The organism is Vibrio sp. 10N.286.48.B8 (genome assembly GCF_003050085.1).
Taxonomy (GTDB): domain Bacteria; phylum Pseudomonadota; class Gammaproteobacteria; order Enterobacterales; family Vibrionaceae; genus Vibrio; species Vibrio crassostreae.
This window is the reverse complement of the sequence record NZ_PIGD01000003.1, coordinates 235143-251993: the sequence shown is the minus strand read 5'-3', so window position 1 is coordinate 251993 and position 16851 is coordinate 235143. Positions and strand designations below refer to the sequence as shown.

The following is a 16851-nucleotide window of genomic DNA, read 5'->3' as shown; positions in this document are numbered from 1 at the left end:
TCATTGAGGGCTTTCAACGTTGAATTAAGTTTCAATGCTGAACAAATAATGATCTTTAATGCTTATTATATCTGCAATATAACTGTCATTTAGCTTCTATAAATTTGTCACTTAACTGCAATGTTCTCAGTTTAAATTTGGTATATACCATATAGAGAGTGCTGTAGTATGAGCAACCAAACTTATTTGAATATTGAAAACGTTGTAAAGCAATTTGGCCAATTCACAGCGTTAAAAGACATTTCCCTATCGATAGATAAAGGCGAGTTCGTCTGCTTCCTTGGCCCATCTGGCTGTGGAAAAACCACCTTATTACGTGCGATTGCAGGTTTAGATTTACCTACTTCAGGTTCTATTGAGCAGAACGGTAAGGATACGACCTTCTTACCACCAGAAAAGCGCGACTTTGGCATTGTGTTCCAGTCTTACGCTTTGTTCCCGAACCTTACTGTGGAAGAAAACATTGCGATTGGCCTTAAAAACCAAGGCATGTCGACCAAAGAAGCTCTTGAGACGGTTGAGTCTTGGTTAGAGACCATCGGCTTACCGACGTCTGGTCAGAAATTCCCAAATCAATTGTCTGGTGGGCAGCAGCAGCGTGTGGCTTTGGCTCGTGCTTTGGCTTTGTCTCCAGGTTTGCTACTCCTTGATGAACCGCTTTCTGCATTGGATGCAAAAGTAAGAACACACCTGCGCGACGAGATCTGTCAATTGCAGCGTAAATTGGGCATCACCACGATTATGGTGACGCACGATCAAGATGAAGCTTTGACCATGGCTGACCGCATTGTGGTAATGAATCACGGTATTATCGAGCAAGTGGGCGCTCCACAAGAGATCTACCAAAAACCCGTCAGTCGTTTCGTGGCTGAGTTTGTCGGCAGTATGAACTTTATTCAAGCTTCTGTAGCAGCTCAAGGCAAGATGCGTATTGCTGAGTCTATGTTGCCATTGCTTGGGCTAGACAACCTGACACCAAAGCAGGGTGATATGTTTGATATCGCGGTTCGTCCTGAGCAAATCCAGTTTGTTGATCGTTTTAGTGAATCCTTGCCAGTGAGAATCGTATCAAGCGAATTCTTAGGGGCGTTTTATCGCGTGGAGTGCGAGTTGCAACATGACTCAACGGCGAAAGAGATCATCGTGGATGTACCCGTCAAAGAGTTCAACCGATTGAAGCTGCGTCGCAGTGATATTCGTTACGTTGCATTCGATCAAGAAGGCCTGAGAGCTTACCCATCGAAAAGCTTGCAAGTGATGAAAGACGAGGCGGCGTAAACAATCATGGAATCGACTCAAATGATGCAATCTAAGCTGCTAATTCAACGACGAGTACAACCTTTTCTGGCTCGGTTAAGCAAAGACAACGTAATTCTGTTTGGGCTGTTGGCCTTTTTGTCTGTGGTCATGACGTTGTTTATCCTGATGCCACTGTGGGCAATGTTGAAAAAGAGTGTTCAGAACGCAGATGGTGAATTTGTAGGCTTACAGAATTTCGCTACGTATTTTGCGTCTCAAAGCCTGTGGCAGTCGGTGGGCAATACCTTCACGCTCGGGTTGTTAGTGACCGTTGTCGTGGGTGTCTTGGCGTTTGGTTATGCCTATGCGCTAACTCGTTCATGCATGCCTTTTAAGGGGCTTTTTCAAGTACTGGGTTCAGCGCCGATTCTAGCTCCGTCGTTGCTTCCTGCGATCAGCTTGATCTTCCTATTTGGTAATCAAGGTATCGCCAAAGAAGTCTTGGGCGGCAACTCGGTATACGGCTTGATTGGTATCTCACTCGGCTTGATATTCTGGACTTTCCCACATGCCTTGATGATTCTAACCACTTCACTCAGAACTTCTGATGCTCGTCTTTATGAGGCTGCCCGTGCTCTAAATACTTCCTCGCTTAAAACCTTCTTCATGGTGACCTTACCTGCAGCCAAATATGGCTTGATCAGTACTCTGATCGTTGTGTTTACGTTGGTGGTATGTGACTTTGGTGTACCAAAGGTCATTGGCGGTAGCTACAACGTTTTATCTACAGATATCTTTAAGCAGGTGGTTGGTCAGCAGAACTTTTCGATGGGTGCTGTAACCAGTATCTTGTTGCTATTGCCTGCGCTACTTGCGTTTACAGTGGATCGCTGGGTACAAAAGAAACAGAAGAGCTTGTTTGATACCCGTTCTGTCGCGTACCAACCAGAGCCAAATACCATGCGTGATGGATTGTGTTTCCTTTACTGCACGGTCATTTCGGCTGCTGTCGTTATCGTGTTGGGCATGGCGATATACGGTTCTATGGTCACCTTCTGGCCTTGGAACAAAGCGCTCACCCTGAATAACTACAACTTTGCTGAGATGAGTACCTATGGTTGGACACCGTTCTTCAACTCTCTGACGCTTGGTGCATGGACTGCCATTATCGGCACCGTATTGATTTTCTTAGGTGCGTATTGTATTGAGAAGGGCAGAGCATTTGGTCCCGTTCGTCAGGCGATGCAGATGCTCAGTGTTGTGCCGATGGCCGTTCCGGGTATGGTTCTGGGTTTGGGGTATATCTTCTACTTCAATGACTTGAGTAACCCACTTAACTTCCTGTATGGCACGATGGCGTTCTTGGTGATTAATACGGTGGTTCACTACTACACAGTAGGGCACATGACGGCGTTAACGGCATTGAAACAGCTACCTTCGGAAATTGAAGCCACGGCGGCCTCGGTTAACCTACCGCAATACAAGCTGTTTTTTAAGGTGACGGTGCCCGTTTGTTTGCCTGCGATTTTAGATATTGCGACATACCTGTTTATTAATGCACTTACCACGACATCTGCGGTAGTATTCTTGTATTCTACCGATACGATACCTGCGTCAGTTTCAGTGTTGAATATGGACGATGCGGGGCAAACCGGTGCAGCAGCAGCCATGGCGGTAATGATCATGATATCTGCAGCGAGTGCGAAGTTGATTCATATGCTAATCAACAAGTTTTTCGAGAAGCGCACCCAAGCTTGGCGCAAACGCTAGCGAACCATTTTATATTGCAGTTGGCCAAGGAGTGGCTGACGACAAGAACAAGAATGAAAGGAAATTAAGTGCAGTACGTAAAAATCAAAGATGTCATTGTAGAGCAGATAGAGTCGGGGATGTTAACGCCACGACAGAAGTTGCCTGCAGAACGTAAGCTGGCTGAATCGTTTGATACAACACGAGTTACCTTACGTGAAGCTTTGTCTTCGCTTGAAGCTGAAGGGCGTATTTACCGAGAAGATCGCCGCGGTTGGTTTATCTCACCAGCGCCGCTTCGTTACGATCCAACCCAAACACTGAACTTCACTAATATGGCTCTGGCGCAAAATCGTCAACCGAAAACTGAGTTAGTGGCAGCAAAAGGGATGTTGGCAACCAAGGAGGCGACTAAGCTTCTTGAGTTACAACCGTTCTCCGATGTTTATCGAGTCGATAGAGTTCGCTACCTTGAAGACAGACCGGTTGTGTATGTGACGAACTACATTCGACCAGAGTTGTTTCCTAACTTACTCGATTATGACCTGTCTAAATCACTGACCGACATCTACCGTGAGCACTTTGGCGTGGTGTATCAGAAGATTCGTTACCGTGTGAGTACAACGTCTTTGCTGGGTGAAACCGCGCAAGCATTGCGTGCGACTTCTGGCTCTCCTGCAATGGTGGTAGAGCGTGTTAACTACAATCAAAATGGCGATTTGATTGACTGTGATATTGAGTATTGGCGTCATGACGCGATCAGTATAGAGTCGATCGCACAGTTAGAACGCTAGTCATACGTTAGAACGCTGGCACACCTTAAATTCTCTGAGCTTGCTCAATTGAAACGATCAAAGGTCTCTTATCTGGAGGCCTTTTTTATCCCCTGTTTTCAGCGACTGCTTTTATCAGTCAATAAGTTAGGAATGAAATGGAATTCTCTGCCATCATCATCGTGATTATCTCAGCTCTGCTGCATGCGGGTTGGAATGTCCTCGGTAAATCAAATCAAGGCTCTGGCTCATCTTTCTTCTTAGCGTCTGGCTTTGCCGCTGCCGCGATTCTGACTCCTTATTTGGTTTGGTATGTCTACAGCGTCGGCTTTGAAAACATCACAATTCCATTTTGGCAGTTACTCTTCTTGAGCGGTATTTGCCAAATCATCTATTTAATCGGCTTAGGCATCGCCTATAAACAGGCTGATATTGGTGTTATCTATCCAATGGCACGAGCGCTACCAGTACTGATGGTTGGTTTGGGAACCGTATTGATTGGCTATGAGCTGTCATTGAATCAATGGATTGGCTTTGCACTGATCACATTAGGCTGTTTGTTTGTTCCACTGAAACAATTCTCTGAGCTGAGGCTCAAGGCTTACCTAAACCTTGGCGTGTTGTGGGCACTCATCGCCGCTATTGGCACCACGGGTTACTCCATTATTGATAAAGAAGCGCTTTTGTTATTGGAGCCGTTAAGCACGCCTACCATTACTAACAAACACACGGCGATTTTCTACCTAGGTATTCAATTTTGGGCGATCGTGATTCCGTTGAGTATTTGGTTGTTGGTGAACAATCAAAGAGTCGAGTTTACCAACGCGTGGATACTACGTAAGAAAGCCACGGTTGCAGGCATTATGATGGCATCGACCTATGGCTTAGTGTTATTTGCGATGACCATGACAGAGAACGTCAGCTTGGTTGTGGCACTTAGGCAAGTCAGTATCATCTTCGGCGTAGTGATGGGGATCTACTTTTTAAAGGAAAAGTGGCACATGACTCGCGGTGTAGGCGTCGTTTTTATTATTGCCGGTTTAGTTATCTCACTGACTTAAAAAGAAATTAATTCACACCTCCAACCTATAATGTGACTTTTCAGTCACATTATCCTTATTGATAGCAAACGTTTTACTAATGTTAAAGATGTGATCCTTCTCATAGACAAGGCTGTAAAGTTACCGGTAACATTTACCCCAACGTTACCGGTAACATATAATTACAAACCGGACTCTGTGAAACTCATAAGGATACCCAAATGAAAGCTCTGACTAAAACGCTGATTGCTGCTTCCCTCACCGGCCTATTTGCTACATCAGCAATGGCTGCAGACTTTAAACTTAAGATTCAATCTTCAGATCCATCTGGTGATTTGAACTTCAAGGTTCAGCAGAAGTGGGCTGAGCGTGTAGAGACGATGTCTAACGGACGTATCGACATCGACCTTCTGCCTGTAGGTGCTGTGGTTAAACACACTGAAACGCTCGGCGCGATCAAGATGGGCATCCTTGATGGTCATATCACAGCAACAGGTTACTTCTCTGGTAAAGATCCAGCATTTGGTCTTATCGGTAACATGGTTGGTGCATGGTCAGACACAACACAACTGCTTCAGTACATGAACTACGGTGGCGGTAACGAGCTAATGACTGAGCTTTACAAGCCTTACGGTGTTCAGTTCGTTGGTGCTTCAACAACAGGTGTTGAGTCTTTCATTTCTAAAAAGCCAATTGACGGTGTCGCGGATCTTAAAGGTCTTAAATTACGTGCACCTGAAGGTCTAGTACAACAAGTGTTCGCAGCAGCGGGTGCGACTCCAGTAAACCTTCCGGGCTCTGAAGTATTTACCGGTCTAAGCAAGGGCGTAATTGATGCTGCGGACTACACAGTATTCTCGACAAACCAAAAAGCGGGCATGAACGATATTGCGACACACCCAGTTCAACCGGGTTTCCACTCGTTGCCACTTATCGATATCTCTGTTTCTCAGAAGAAATGGGACAAGATGCCTGCTGACCTACAAACAATCTTACAAACATCTGTGCGTGACTTTTCTTACGACATGACGACTCAGCTAAAAATGGCTGACCAAGCAGCAGTTAAAGAAGCGCAAGCGAACCCAGAAATCACTATTCATGACTGGTCTCAAGAAGAGCGTAAGAAGTTCCGTGAGATCGCAAAAGGTCAATGGAAAGTATTTGCAGAGCGCTCTGATAACGCACAGAAAGTTTACACCTCAGTTACCGTGTTCCTAGAAGAAAACGGCTTACTGTAATTCAAACTTAGCTTACTGATGGGGGAGAGCATTGCTCTCCCATTTTCTCCCAGGAAATTTGGCCCATGACAGACAAAATCCCTCACGCACCAGCTGAAAACGATGAAAAGCCAAGAAACGGGCTTGATCGTCTTATCATAAAATTCAGCAACTTAGTTAGCTGGTTGTTTATCTTCACTGTATTGATTTCATTTTACGAAGTTGTGATGCGCTATGCATTTGACGCCCCAACCACTTGGGTTCACGAGACGGCTTCATTTATCGGTGGTTCATTATTCATTATCGGCGGCATCTACGCTTTCGCGGCTGATAAACATGTACGTGTTGTTCTTATCTACGATTCAGTGTCTAACCAAACACGTAAGTATCTTAATCTTGTTCACCACATTGTTGGTTTAGCCTTTGCGGGCATGCTTGCTTACGCGGCTTACTTCACTGCAGAAGAAGCGTGGTTTGCACCTTGGGGTGAATTTCGTCTTGAGACATCAGGCTCAGTGTTAAACGCGCCTTATCCTGCGCTGCTTAAAGGTCTGATCTTTGTCGTTTTGTGTGTTCTTGTTGTCCAGTTTGTATTGCACCTAATCCAAGAGTTGATGGGTCTAAGGAAGAATGACGATGTTTGATTTATCTTCTATTGGTATCGCATGGGGCAGTTTACTCATGCTGGTTATGATGATTGGTTTGCTACTCACTGGTATGCAGCTGGCCTTCGTAACAGGCTTTGTCGCGATTTTCTTCACCCTGTGTTGGTTTGGCCCTGATGCCTTGCCTTTGATTGCGATCCGCACTTACAGCTTTGCTTCTGGTTATGTATTCCTCGCCGTCCCAATGTTCGTATTGATGGCAGCGCTCTTAGACCGTTCTGGTATCGCACGGGACCTGTTCGATGCCATGAAATCGGTTGGCCGTAAGGTTCGCGGCGGTGTTGCGGTACAAACTTTATTGGTAGCCGTGTTATTGGCGTCAATGTCAGGTGTTATCGGTGGTGAAACCGTACTACTTGGTATTCTTGCTCTGCCTCAAATGCTTCGCTTGGGTTATGACCGTAAGCTTGCTATCGGTACAACCTGTGCGGGTGGCGCGCTAGGCACCATGCTTCCGCCAAGTATCGTACTGATCATCTATGGCATGACAGCCAGCGTATCAATCGGTGACTTGTTCAAAGCGTCTTTCTTACCAGCCTTTATCCTAGCGGGTTGTTATATCGGCTACGTATTGATTCGTTGTAAGCTAAACCCTTCTCTTGCACCGATTCCGAGTGATGATGAGACAGAAGAAGACATCGCTAATCAACCTAGCTACTTCAAGGCTCTGTTCTTCCCGCTGCTTTCAGTAGCAACCGTTCTAGGTAGTATCTACACAGGTATCGCTTCAGTAACCGAAGCTTCTGCTTTGGGTGTGGTTGGTATTATGATCAGTGCACTAATCCGTGGTGAGCTGAACTACAACATGCTGAAAGAGAGTGCCATGGCAACAATGCGTACTTGCGGCATGATCATGTGGATTGGTATCGGTGCAAGTGCTCTGGTTGGTATCTACAACCTGATGGGCGGTATTGATTTTGTTGAAGAAACCATCCTTGCGCTAAGTGGCGGCAACGCGACAGTAACGTTGTTAATCATGATGGCTATCTTGCTGGTACTCGGCATGTTCCTTGACTGGGTCGGTGTAGCACTTTTGACAATGCCAATCTTCGTTCCAATCATTACTGGTCTCGGCTTCGACCCAGTTTGGTTTGGTGTTGTGTTCTGTCTAAACATGCAGGTGTCTTTCTTGTCACCGCCATTTGGCCCTGCGGCGTTCTATCTGAAATCGGTAGCGCCAAAAGACATCAGCTTGGGTGAGATATTCACGTCACTACTGCCGTTCATTGCACTTCAAGTGTTGGTTTTAGGCTTGGTTATCGTCTTCCCACAACTCGCGCTTTGGTGGCAATAACAACAAAGGTTCCTGACCAGACTTAGCGTCAGGAACCGAACCGCAACAACACAAGTTTAACTATTAGATTCGATTGTCAGCCCCAGTTTTGGTTGGGGCTTAGGGAAGGCTTGCCTTATGAAAAGCAAAAAAATACTCGTGATGGGCGTATCTGGATGCGGAAAAAGCCTGATTGGTAGCCGTATCGCAGAAGCATTAACGCTCCAGTTTTTTGATGGAGATGACTTCCATCCGCAAAGCAATGTAGAAAAGATGCGCCAAGGTATTCCACTGACAGACGAAGATCGTCAAGGATGGCTGGAAACACTGAATAAGCAATATATCGAACAACCAAGCGCTGTGATCGCTTGCTCGGCATTAAAGCCGCAATACCGCGATATTCTGCGCAACAACAATGAAGATTTGGTGATTGTGTATCTACAGGGCAGTTTCGATACGATTTGGAATCGTCATAAAGCTCGTGAAAATCATTATTTTAATGGTCAAGAGATGTTGAAAAGCCAGTTTGAAACCTTGGTTGAACCGGAGCTAGATGAAGCGTTATTTGTCGATATCTCGCAAGATGTTGAGCAAGTCGTAGAAAGTGCACTTAAACAAATTAAGCAGATAGGCTAAACCATGACTCAGATAAAAAATGACATCGCGATGATTGGTTTGGGTGTGATGGGCAAAAGCTTGGCGCTCAACCTACTCGACAATGGATTCAACGTCGCGGGTTTTGATTTAAACGCTGACAACGTCGATCGCGCAAATTCAGAAGCGAAACAGCTTAATGAATCCTTTGAAGGTAAAGGTCAATTCACTAAAGGCACTAGCCTTGAACATATGCTCCAGGGCTTAGCAAAACCGCGTGTTATTGCGTTATCAGTTCCTGCAGGAAAACCTGTCGATATCGTCGTAAATAATCTGCTTGATGCAGGTTTGGAGAGTGACGACATTGTTATCGACACAGGTAACAGTTTATGGACAGATACCGAGACTCGTGAGTTGAACTATAAGGGCAAGCTACGTTTCTTCAGTACCGCGGTTTCTGGTGGTGAAGAGGGGGCTCGTGTTGGCCCTGCGCTAATGGCGAGTGGTGACCAGTCTGCTTGGCAATATGTAAAACCAATGTGGGAAGCGATTGCTGCTAAAGTGGATGTAAACGGTTTACCTGTTGCTCAATTTGAAGCGGGTGAGGCGTGCGCGGCGTATGTTGGCCCTTCTGGCACCGGTCATTACGTTAAGATGGTGCACAACGGCATTGAATACGCCGATATGCAGCTCATCTGCGAAGTGTATCATTTCATGCGTGATGTTCTGGACATGCCAGCTCAAGAGATTGGCCAAGTTTTCGAACAGTGGAATAACGGTGTTCTAAACAGTTACCTGATGGAAATCAGCGCCGATATTCTTCAGCAAGACGATATTGTTACTGGGAAGCCTTTTGTTGATGTTGTGCTGGATAAGGCTGGGCAGAAAGGTACTGGATTGTGGACTGCGGTGAATAGTCTACAAGAGGGTTGTCCAACGCCAACCATTGCACAGGCGGTCTATGCTCGTGCAATGAGCGGTCAAAAATCACAACGTATTCAAGGGAGTCAGCTTCTAAAAGGCAATATTGCGGATGCCAGCCAGTTGGACAAAGCGGAGGTAGTCTCTGAGCTTCATGACGCTCTCTACTGCGCCAAGCTATCTGTTTATGCTCAAGGCTTTGACTTGTTGAAAACAGCGTCAGACAAAGAAGGCTGGAACCTAGACTTCACTCAAATAGCTAAGATCTGGCGAGCGGGTTGTATTATCCGTGCTGCTTTCTTGCAAAGTATCACGTCGGCTTACCAACAAAATAGTGAGTTGACGAACTTGTTGTTTGACGAGATTTTCATCAAACAAGTGGAAGAGCGTGAGTTGGCTTGGCGTATTGCTGTGGCTAATTCGGCCTTATATGGTGTGCCGATGCCGGGGATCAGTTCAGCATTAAGTTACTTTGATTCGTTGCGCTGTGAAGTATTGCCAGCGAACTTACTGCAAGCGCAACGGGATTACTTTGGTTCCCACACTTATTCGCGAGTCGATAGAGATGAGGCTGAAAAGTTTCACGTGACTTGGAGTCAGTCTCCAAGAACGGAAGTTAACGCTTAAACAATGTATAACGCCCTCGCTATGAGGGCGTTTGTAATTGTGATGCTATATCAACCTTTTAGTAAATTAGGCTTCAAATTCCAAGTCAGTTGGATACACTGTTACCAGTAACATAACTCAAAAATAACAATTATTAATGATGTCGAATAAGAAAAAACGTCCAACATTACAAGATGTTGCCAACTTAGTTGGTGTCACCAAGATGACCGTGAGTCGCTGTCTGAGAGATTCTTCTCAAGTCTCAGAAGTGCTACGAGACAAGATCAATGCCGCAGTCGATGAACTGGGCTATATCCCTAACCGTGCACCAGACATTCTTTCCAATGCAAAGAGTAATGCAATAGGTGTGTTGGTTCCCTCGCTAACTAACCAAGTTTTTGCTGAAGTTATTCGTGGTATCGAGCAAGTCACCGCACCAGCAGGCTATCAAACCATGATTGCCCACTATGGCTATAGCGCAGAACTGGAAGAACAGAGTATTGCTTCGCTGCTCTCATACAATGTGGATGCAATTATTCTGTCTGAAAATGTGCATACCGATAGAGCGCGTAAGATGCTACAGACCGCGTCGATTCCTGTGATTGAGATTATGGACTCGGTATCGCCAAGAATTGAACAAGCTGTTGGCTTTGATAACTTCGAAGCGGCTAGGGCTATGACTAAAACCATGCTCGAACGAGGGCGTACCAATATTGCTTATTTAGCAGCACGTATGGACGAGCGAACTCGCTTAAAAATGGCGGGCTACGAACATGCGATGCAAGAAGCCGACAAGTCGCCCGTGACACTGCAAACGGAAGACGCTTCCTCGTTTACTCTTGGTGCAAAACTGATTGGCGAATTACTTGAGAAGCACCCTCAAGTGAATGGTATTTTCTGTACCAACGATGATTTAGCAATCGGTGCTTTCTACGAATGTGTACGTCGTGGTATTCAAGTACCAGAGCAGATGGCGATTGCCGGTTTCCACGGACATGACATTACAGTGGCGATGACGCCTCGTTTGGCGACAGTGGTAACACCTAGGGAGCAAATTGGTAAAGTCGCCGCAGAACAAGTTGTGGCGCGTTTAAAAGGTAATAAAGAGTGGATTGCGAAGTTGGATCTTGGCTATGAGATTGAAGTAGGCGAGAGTATTTAATTTTTAGTCCGGTTTTGCTCTTTATCGGATTAAAACTAAAACGCCCTTAACGATATGATGTGTTAAGGGCGTTTTCAATTTGTTTTTGTGCTTTTAGCTTAAGTGCTTTTGTAGCAATGATCTTTAGTTCGCTAAAGCTTGAGCATCTTGTTGTTTCAGCACTTTATGGCCATCTTCAGTTACGCCACGTTTCCAGTAACTGCTGATGTAGATGTTCTCTTTTGCGACTTCTTTTTCGTTGCGGAAGTATTGTCTTAGCTCGCGCATGCTTTCAAATTCACATGCTGTCCATACTGAAACCTGACCGTCTAACCATTCTATGCTGCGAACGGTTTGTGATAGTGTTTCTTCAGTTTCATCTTCAATCAACCAAGTGATTTTGATGCCTTTAGACGCTTCAAGAGTTTGCTTGTCTGCTGCTGAGTTGATTTGAACCACAGCGTGACCTTTCGCGTGCTCTGGAAGTGATTTTACTTTTGCGGAAAGCGCAGGGAGTGAAGTCATGTCTGCGACTAAGAAGAACCAATCCGACTCAAGGTTTAGCCCTTGGATTAGACCCGGACCAGCCACGGAAATAGTATCACCCACTTGTGCGTTCATTGCCCATCTTGCAGCAAAACCACATTGCATATCTGTAGTGATGTGGCGAACGAAATCGACTTCGATAAATTGCTCTACTGGGTTGTACTGACGAATAGTGTAAGTGCGCATGGTAGGACGCTCACCTTCATTCAATTGGCTCAAATCTGTGGTGCCGAGTGGCGAGAATAAAAGCTTGATGTAGCCGCCGGCACATTCTGTTGGGTATTTACTTAATCCCTCACCGCTAAGTGTTATACGCTGCATGTTTGGAGTAATGGTTAAGGTTTGAGTAACGGTTAATGTGATAGGGCTAGGCTTGCTCATATAAGGCTCTCTTGGATTTTGATTTCGACATCATAATCCTGAACCAGAAAACTCTCAATACTAATAATTATCATTTACTACAATTTACATAAATGCAATCTAGCCAGAACTCCTCGATCTGTGTGGGTCAAACTCATCGCCAAAAAAAGCCCTTTAGAAAACTAAAGGGCTTAATGTGTTAGAGCGGTTGAACGTGAGAGTAATTAGCTGTTTGCTTGCTCTAGTTCGATAGTTTCTTCAGCGGCTTTCGCTGCTTCTAGCATCTTACGAATAATGAACGATGCAGCCATTGCGATACCTACCATCACGACTGCAAGAACAGTCAGCATTTGGAAGTAATCACCGTAAACCGTTTGCACGATCTCTTGTGTGATCTCTTGGCCTTTCTCTAGTGCAATAGACGTTGAGAATACGGCACCAACAATGCCCGATAGTGCGATAGCAACAGAGAACAAGCTTACTGAGAAGTTCTCGATGTGCTTAGGTGCAACTGACAGGATGAAGGCTACAACCATAGAGCCAACAATTACTTCACCAAATGCTAGGAAGAAGTGAATCGCTAGGAATACTTCAGGGCGAATCAGAACGTCATCACCAACTGTGGTCACTGCCATTGTTAGGATACCGAAAGCGATAGCCGTTAGAATGAATGAGAAACCGACTTTCGTTGCCGTAGAGAAGTTAATGTTTTTCTTTTCTAGGTTAGAGAAGATACCCGCGATGATAGGGCCCGCAACCATACACCATAGTGGGTTCATCGCCATTGACGCTTCTGGTGCAACAGGAATGAAGCCAAATAGGTCACCACGCATGGTGTTGATTGCTACCATAGTCATCGACGTCATCATCTGGCCGTAGTACACGAAGAAACAGGTCGTCAGGAATGTGATGATTAAGATAGTGCCCATTTTCAGCATGTCTGACTTCTTCGATTTCATCATCAAAGAGACAAAGTAGATGATCGCTGCACCGCCAATTGCGTATACGATGTTTTGGCCAATATCCATGTTAGAGAACATGAAGAATACCAAGCCAATCATTGCTGCAGAAAGGCCAAGGAAGGCTGCCCAGTTTTTAGTGCTTACTGGTTGTTGATCGATTTCAGCACTTGCTTCAACAAGGCCCTTGCGAACAAAGATCATCATTAGAAGCGCAGCGCCTGCTAGAACAGCAGAAAGAAGGAAACCACCGTGGAAACCAACAACAAGCACTAGCATTGGGAACAGGTATTGACCTAGTAGAGCGCCAATGTTGTTTACTGAGTAGTTGATTGGGTAGCAGTTCTCAAAATCTTCTTGAGTTTTGAACGTGCGTTTGTAAAGACTTGGGTAAGAAGGAGACATCAAACCACGTGCATAACTTGCTAACGCAATACCACATAATGCCATCGGAACATTGGTTGCTGCTGCACCAAGTACCAGTAGAACGTAACCACTTGCGAACCCTAGGAAGGCAATGGTTAAAGATCGGTAAGCGCCTAAAAACTTGTCGGCGATAAAGCCACCTGCAATAGCAAATAGCGGTCCGATTGCAGAGAAAGCACCAACAACCATCATTGTGTCGGCTTCATTGTAGTTAAGATCTTCAAGGAAGAAACGAGTCAAGATCACCATGACGCCATAGAACGAAAGTCCAAACATCATTTGGCAGAACATCATTGATTTGTTTAATCTATTCCACATTATTTTATTCTCACATTGGTATTAAGATGTAGTGTAATAACCTAATTATAATACCATCACTAGCAATACATAAAATGAAACATGCATCCCAAACAGAACTTTACTCGATATACCTTTTCTTATGAGTGCATTGATATTTCTCATGAATGAAATTTGCAATGTTAGATTTTGATAATGGATGCATAACTGTGAGAAATTTAACTACCTTCATTTGTGGCTAAGTAATGAACGGATAAAGGAAAAGTTAACATTGGTCATCTTGTAAAATGTTCAAGTGAGTATCACTTTCAATTGGCTGTTGGATTTTAGCCAATAAAAAAGCCAGCTTGGTGGCTGGCTTTTGTTTGGATATCGAAAACTAAGTTTACAATAACGGTTCTGAGTGAGGCGATTTCTCATTGTGCGTGTCAACGATGTATTGCGTTTCAACTATTCTCTGTATCTCGACTATTCATCGCATCTAGCTATTCACACGGTGGCGCCATGTGGATCACCGCTAAACCACCTAAAGACGTTTCACGGTACTTCTTGTTCATGTCTTTACCTGTTTGGTACATGGTTGCGATAACCTTGTCTAACGAGATAAGACACTTGCTGGTGCGTTTTAGAGCCATACGTGATGCGTTGATGGCTTTCATTGCACCCATTGCGTTACGCTCGATACATGGCACCTGAACAAGCCCGCCGATCGGATCGCATGTCATGCCTAGAGAATGCTCCATTGCGATTTCAGCTGCGATACAGATTTGCTCGTTGCTGCCACCGCGCAAAGCGGTTAAGCCAGCAGCAGCCATTGATGAAGATACGCCAACCTCACCCTGACAACCTACTTCTGCTCCAGAAATTGAAGCATTGGTTTTGTATAGGATGCCGATAGCGCCAGAGACTGCCAAGAAGTCTTTCAACTGCTTGGTGTCTAGCTCTTTAATGAAACGATGGTAGTACATTAATACCGCAGGAATAACGCCAGCCGCACCATTGGTTGGAGATGTTACCACTTGGCCACCCGCTGCGTTTTCTTCACTTACAGCAAAGGCAAATAGGTTAATCCAATCCATGATCTCCATTGGATCGTTTTCAATCGAAGCATTCGCCTCAAGCTTTTTCAAAAGAGCTGGTGCTCGACGAGTGACTTCTAGACCGCCATCAAGAATGCCTTCGGTGTCAAAACCACGCTGCATGCACAATGACATCACCTTCCAAATTTGGTCGGCTTTCTGGTCAATCACATCCATATCTTGGAATGAAACTTCATTGCGCAGGATTAAGCCACCAAGGCTAAGTCCTTGTTGTTCTGAGAGTTCAAGCAACTGGTCAGCAGAAGAGAAAGGGAACTCAACTTGTGTTTCTGCTTCCTGTTTGCCGTTTTGTAGCTCATCAGCGGTTGCGATAAAGCCACCACCAATCGAGTAGTAGGTTTCCATATCCAGAAGGCTACCGCTTGCGTCAAATGCAGAGATAGTCATGCCATTTTCATGCAGCGGAAGGTTGGTTTTGTGGAAGAGCAGGTCGCTTTCTACATCGAAATGAATTTCATGGTTACCGCTCACCAGTAGAGATTTGTCTTCAATCGCCTTACGCATTGCTTGGTTAGCACTGGTAATTTTAATGGTGTCGGGGCGGTTACCTAGCAAACCTAACAAGGTCGCTCTGTCTGTGTGGTGACCAATACCCGTTAATGATAACGAGCCGTATAAGTCGATTTGAATACGCTTCACTTGCTTAAGCTGAGCATCAATTTTTTGGGTAAAGTTAAACCCAGCGATCATTGGTCCATTTGTGTGGGAGCTGGACGGCCCAACCCCAATTTTGTAGATATCAAAAATAGACAGCATAGTAACTTCCTGTGAAGACGGTTCGATGGACGAACTCTGTGTAAAATTTGTATTTTGTTCGTTTCACTTATATGTGTGAAAGCGTTCTCTGTTTAAAACTAACGCTAACCAGCGTAGCCCTGTGGACCCTATGATCGTGCTATTGTGCTTTTAAGCTGCACTTTGATTGTCGAGTACCTTATTGTGTTGCTTTGCAATAGTGAGCATTATTGCGAGCAACTTATAAGAATTTCAAAATACTTTTGTTCACAAGTATTGTATACATAATTCACTCCATCTAATCCCCAAAACGAGACTTGAACATAAAATGAGCATTAATAACCTCCTTATTGTGCTGGGTAAACGGCTTAATGAGAATGAATTGACTGAGGAAGGAATCAGTCGAGTTGATGCTTTGGTGAAGTATCTGGCGGAGTCCTTGAACGCAGAGCGTCGCTCGTCTACAGCGGTCGCTTTTTGTGGTGGGGTAACCAAAGGGCAGAGTGTTTCGGAAGCCGATGCGATGCACCGATACTTTCGAGAGTTGGAAAGCCTCCGCGAAGTCCCGTTTACTCTGGGAGCGATTTTATTAGAGCAGCATTCAACCAATACTGTAGAAAACATCCAAAATTTAGCTGCTGAGATGATAGAGAGTGGTCTGTTTACTCGTGGGCAAGGTGTAAAGATAACGTTTGTGTCGAATGACTATCACTTGCAACGAATCTTTGAGATTCAAACGCTAATGGACGAGCAAGGTTTGCTCAAAGTTCTCGTTGAAAAGTGTTCGGCGCTTGGCGTAGAACTGCAGATAGATCGCAAGTTGGAGGCTCATGTTGCAGTCCCATATCCTCACCAAACGACTCAAGGTCAGCTGTTTTTATTGATGGATGTGCTTACAATGTACCGAGTGTATCTCGAAGGAGTATGTGCCGGAGCGTTTAAGCGAGATTTGAAGATGGTGAGGTCGGAGCCAGAAAGGCTTTCCTTGGAAGCCTTGGCGAAAGCAAAAGGCTTAGTCGGAAGTTCACCTAAGTTTAGTATTGTGGAAAGTCTGCTTCCGGTATTGGAAGGCTGTATTCGAGGTACTCCAGTAGGTACGGATATAAAAAAAGTCAGGGAATACCTAGCTCTACTAGATACTAACCTGACTTTATTGAATCGTTATTTAGATCCAGAATCCGCTCACACACATCGCTGGTGGCGATAGGTG

14 protein-coding genes are annotated in these 16851 nt (G+C 45.0%); 11 read left to right on the top strand and 3 right to left on the bottom strand.

All coding sequences use genetic code 11. From position 1 onward, the window contains the following. Positions 1-168 precede the first annotated feature (168 nt). The 10 genes from CWO08_RS05800 (at position 169) to gntR (ending at position 11239) form a co-directional block, all read left to right on the top strand. Positions 169-1278: a putative 2-aminoethylphosphonate ABC transporter ATP-binding protein gene (locus CWO08_RS05800; RefSeq protein ID WP_108020076.1), complete on the top strand. Its 1110-nt coding sequence runs from the start codon at positions 169-171 to the stop codon at positions 1276-1278. 21 nt (positions 1279-1299) lie between these two features. Further along, positions 1300-3009, top strand: a complete 1710-nt coding sequence (locus CWO08_RS05795; RefSeq protein WP_371714586.1) for a putative 2-aminoethylphosphonate ABC transporter permease subunit — start codon at positions 1300-1302, stop codon at positions 3007-3009. Positions 3010-3077: 68 nt separating this feature from the next. Continuing rightward, entirely contained in the window at positions 3078-3782 is a 705-nt protein-coding gene (gene phnR / locus CWO08_RS05790; RefSeq protein ID WP_048669555.1) for a phosphonate utilization transcriptional regulator PhnR, read from the top strand. A 137-nt stretch (positions 3783-3919) separates the two neighbouring features. After that, positions 3920-4822, top strand: coding sequence for a multidrug transporter (locus tag CWO08_RS05785; RefSeq protein WP_108020075.1), 903 nt, complete (start codon positions 3920-3922; stop codon positions 4820-4822). Between the two features lie 200 nt (positions 4823-5022). Then, complete coding sequence (locus CWO08_RS05780) at positions 5023-6039, top strand: TRAP transporter substrate-binding protein (protein WP_019820432.1); 1017 nt, start codon at positions 5023-5025, stop codon at positions 6037-6039. A gap of 65 nt (positions 6040-6104) precedes the next feature. Next, positions 6105-6662 carry a TRAP transporter small permease subunit gene (locus CWO08_RS05775; RefSeq protein ID WP_017058622.1) on the top strand — a complete coding sequence of 186 codons (558 nt, stop codon included), beginning with the start codon at positions 6105-6107 and terminating at the stop codon, positions 6660-6662. Next, positions 6655-7977 carry a TRAP transporter large permease subunit gene (locus CWO08_RS05770; protein ID WP_108020074.1) on the top strand — a complete coding sequence of 441 codons (1323 nt, stop codon included), beginning with the start codon at positions 6655-6657 and terminating at the stop codon, positions 7975-7977. The genes CWO08_RS05775 and CWO08_RS05770 overlap by 8 nt, the downstream gene beginning before the upstream one ends. A 117-nt stretch (positions 7978-8094) precedes the next feature. Beyond that, positions 8095-8592 carry a gluconokinase gene (locus CWO08_RS05765; protein ID WP_019820437.1) on the top strand — a complete coding sequence of 166 codons (498 nt, stop codon included), beginning with the start codon at positions 8095-8097 and terminating at the stop codon, positions 8590-8592. Between the two features lie 3 nt (positions 8593-8595). After that, entirely contained in the window at positions 8596-10098 is a 1503-nt protein-coding gene (gndA, locus tag CWO08_RS05760; RefSeq protein WP_102431479.1) for an NADP-dependent phosphogluconate dehydrogenase, read from the top strand. Between the two features lie 139 nt (positions 10099-10237). Continuing rightward, positions 10238-11239: a gluconate operon transcriptional repressor GntR gene (gntR, locus tag CWO08_RS05755; protein WP_102478589.1), complete on the top strand. Its 1002-nt coding sequence runs from the start codon at positions 10238-10240 to the stop codon at positions 11237-11239. 123 nt (positions 11240-11362) lie between these two features. On the opposite strand, the gene CWO08_RS05750 is transcribed toward gntR, so the two are convergent. The 3 genes from CWO08_RS05750 to CWO08_RS05740 form a co-directional block, all read right to left on the bottom strand. Continuing rightward, positions 11363-12145 carry a siderophore-interacting protein gene (locus CWO08_RS05750; protein ID WP_108020073.1) on the bottom strand — a complete coding sequence of 261 codons (783 nt, stop codon included), beginning with the start codon at positions 12143-12145 and terminating at the stop codon, positions 11363-11365. 203 nt (positions 12146-12348) lie between these two features. Then, positions 12349-13827 carry a peptide MFS transporter gene (locus CWO08_RS05745; protein ID WP_108020072.1) on the bottom strand — a complete coding sequence of 493 codons (1479 nt, stop codon included), beginning with the start codon at positions 13825-13827 and terminating at the stop codon, positions 12349-12351. A 464-nt stretch (positions 13828-14291) separates the two neighbouring features. After that, positions 14292-15662 carry an L-serine ammonia-lyase gene (locus CWO08_RS05740; RefSeq protein ID WP_004730160.1) on the bottom strand — a complete coding sequence of 457 codons (1371 nt, stop codon included), beginning with the start codon at positions 15660-15662 and terminating at the stop codon, positions 14292-14294. A 307-nt stretch (positions 15663-15969) separates the two neighbouring features. On the opposite strand from CWO08_RS05740, the gene CWO08_RS05735 reads away from it, so the two are divergent. Beyond that, complete coding sequence (locus CWO08_RS05735) at positions 15970-16848, top strand: YdcF family protein (protein ID WP_108020071.1); 879 nt, start codon at positions 15970-15972, stop codon at positions 16846-16848. Positions 16849-16851: the final 3 nt, after the last annotated feature.

Coding starts and splice junctions, on each gene's coding strand:
- CWO08_RS05800 (WP_108020076.1), top strand. CDS start 169: ATGAGCAACCAAACTTATTTGAATATTGAAAACGTTGTAAAGCAATTT.
- CWO08_RS05795 (WP_371714586.1), top strand. CDS start 1,300: ATGATGCAATCTAAGCTGCTAATTCAACGACGAGTACAACCTTTTCTG.
- CWO08_RS05785 (WP_108020075.1), top strand. CDS start 3,920: ATGGAATTCTCTGCCATCATCATCGTGATTATCTCAGCTCTGCTGCAT.
- CWO08_RS05780 (WP_019820432.1), top strand. CDS start 5,023: ATGAAAGCTCTGACTAAAACGCTGATTGCTGCTTCCCTCACCGGCCTA.
- CWO08_RS05775 (WP_017058622.1), top strand. CDS start 6,105: ATGACAGACAAAATCCCTCACGCACCAGCTGAAAACGATGAAAAGCCA.
- CWO08_RS05770 (WP_108020074.1), top strand. CDS start 6,655: ATGTTTGATTTATCTTCTATTGGTATCGCATGGGGCAGTTTACTCATG.
- CWO08_RS05765 (WP_019820437.1), top strand. CDS start 8,095: ATGAAAAGCAAAAAAATACTCGTGATGGGCGTATCTGGATGCGGAAAA.
- gndA (WP_102431479.1), top strand. CDS start 8,596: ATGACTCAGATAAAAAATGACATCGCGATGATTGGTTTGGGTGTGATG.
- gntR (WP_102478589.1), top strand. CDS start 10,238: ATGTCGAATAAGAAAAAACGTCCAACATTACAAGATGTTGCCAACTTA.
- CWO08_RS05750 (WP_108020073.1), bottom strand. CDS start 12,145: ATGAGCAAGCCTAGCCCTATCACATTAACCGTTACTCAAACCTTAACC.
- CWO08_RS05745 (WP_108020072.1), bottom strand. CDS start 13,827: ATGTGGAATAGATTAAACAAATCAATGATGTTCTGCCAAATGATGTTT.
- CWO08_RS05740 (WP_004730160.1), bottom strand. CDS start 15,662: ATGCTGTCTATTTTTGATATCTACAAAATTGGGGTTGGGCCGTCCAGC.
- CWO08_RS05735 (WP_108020071.1), top strand. CDS start 15,970: ATGAGCATTAATAACCTCCTTATTGTGCTGGGTAAACGGCTTAATGAG.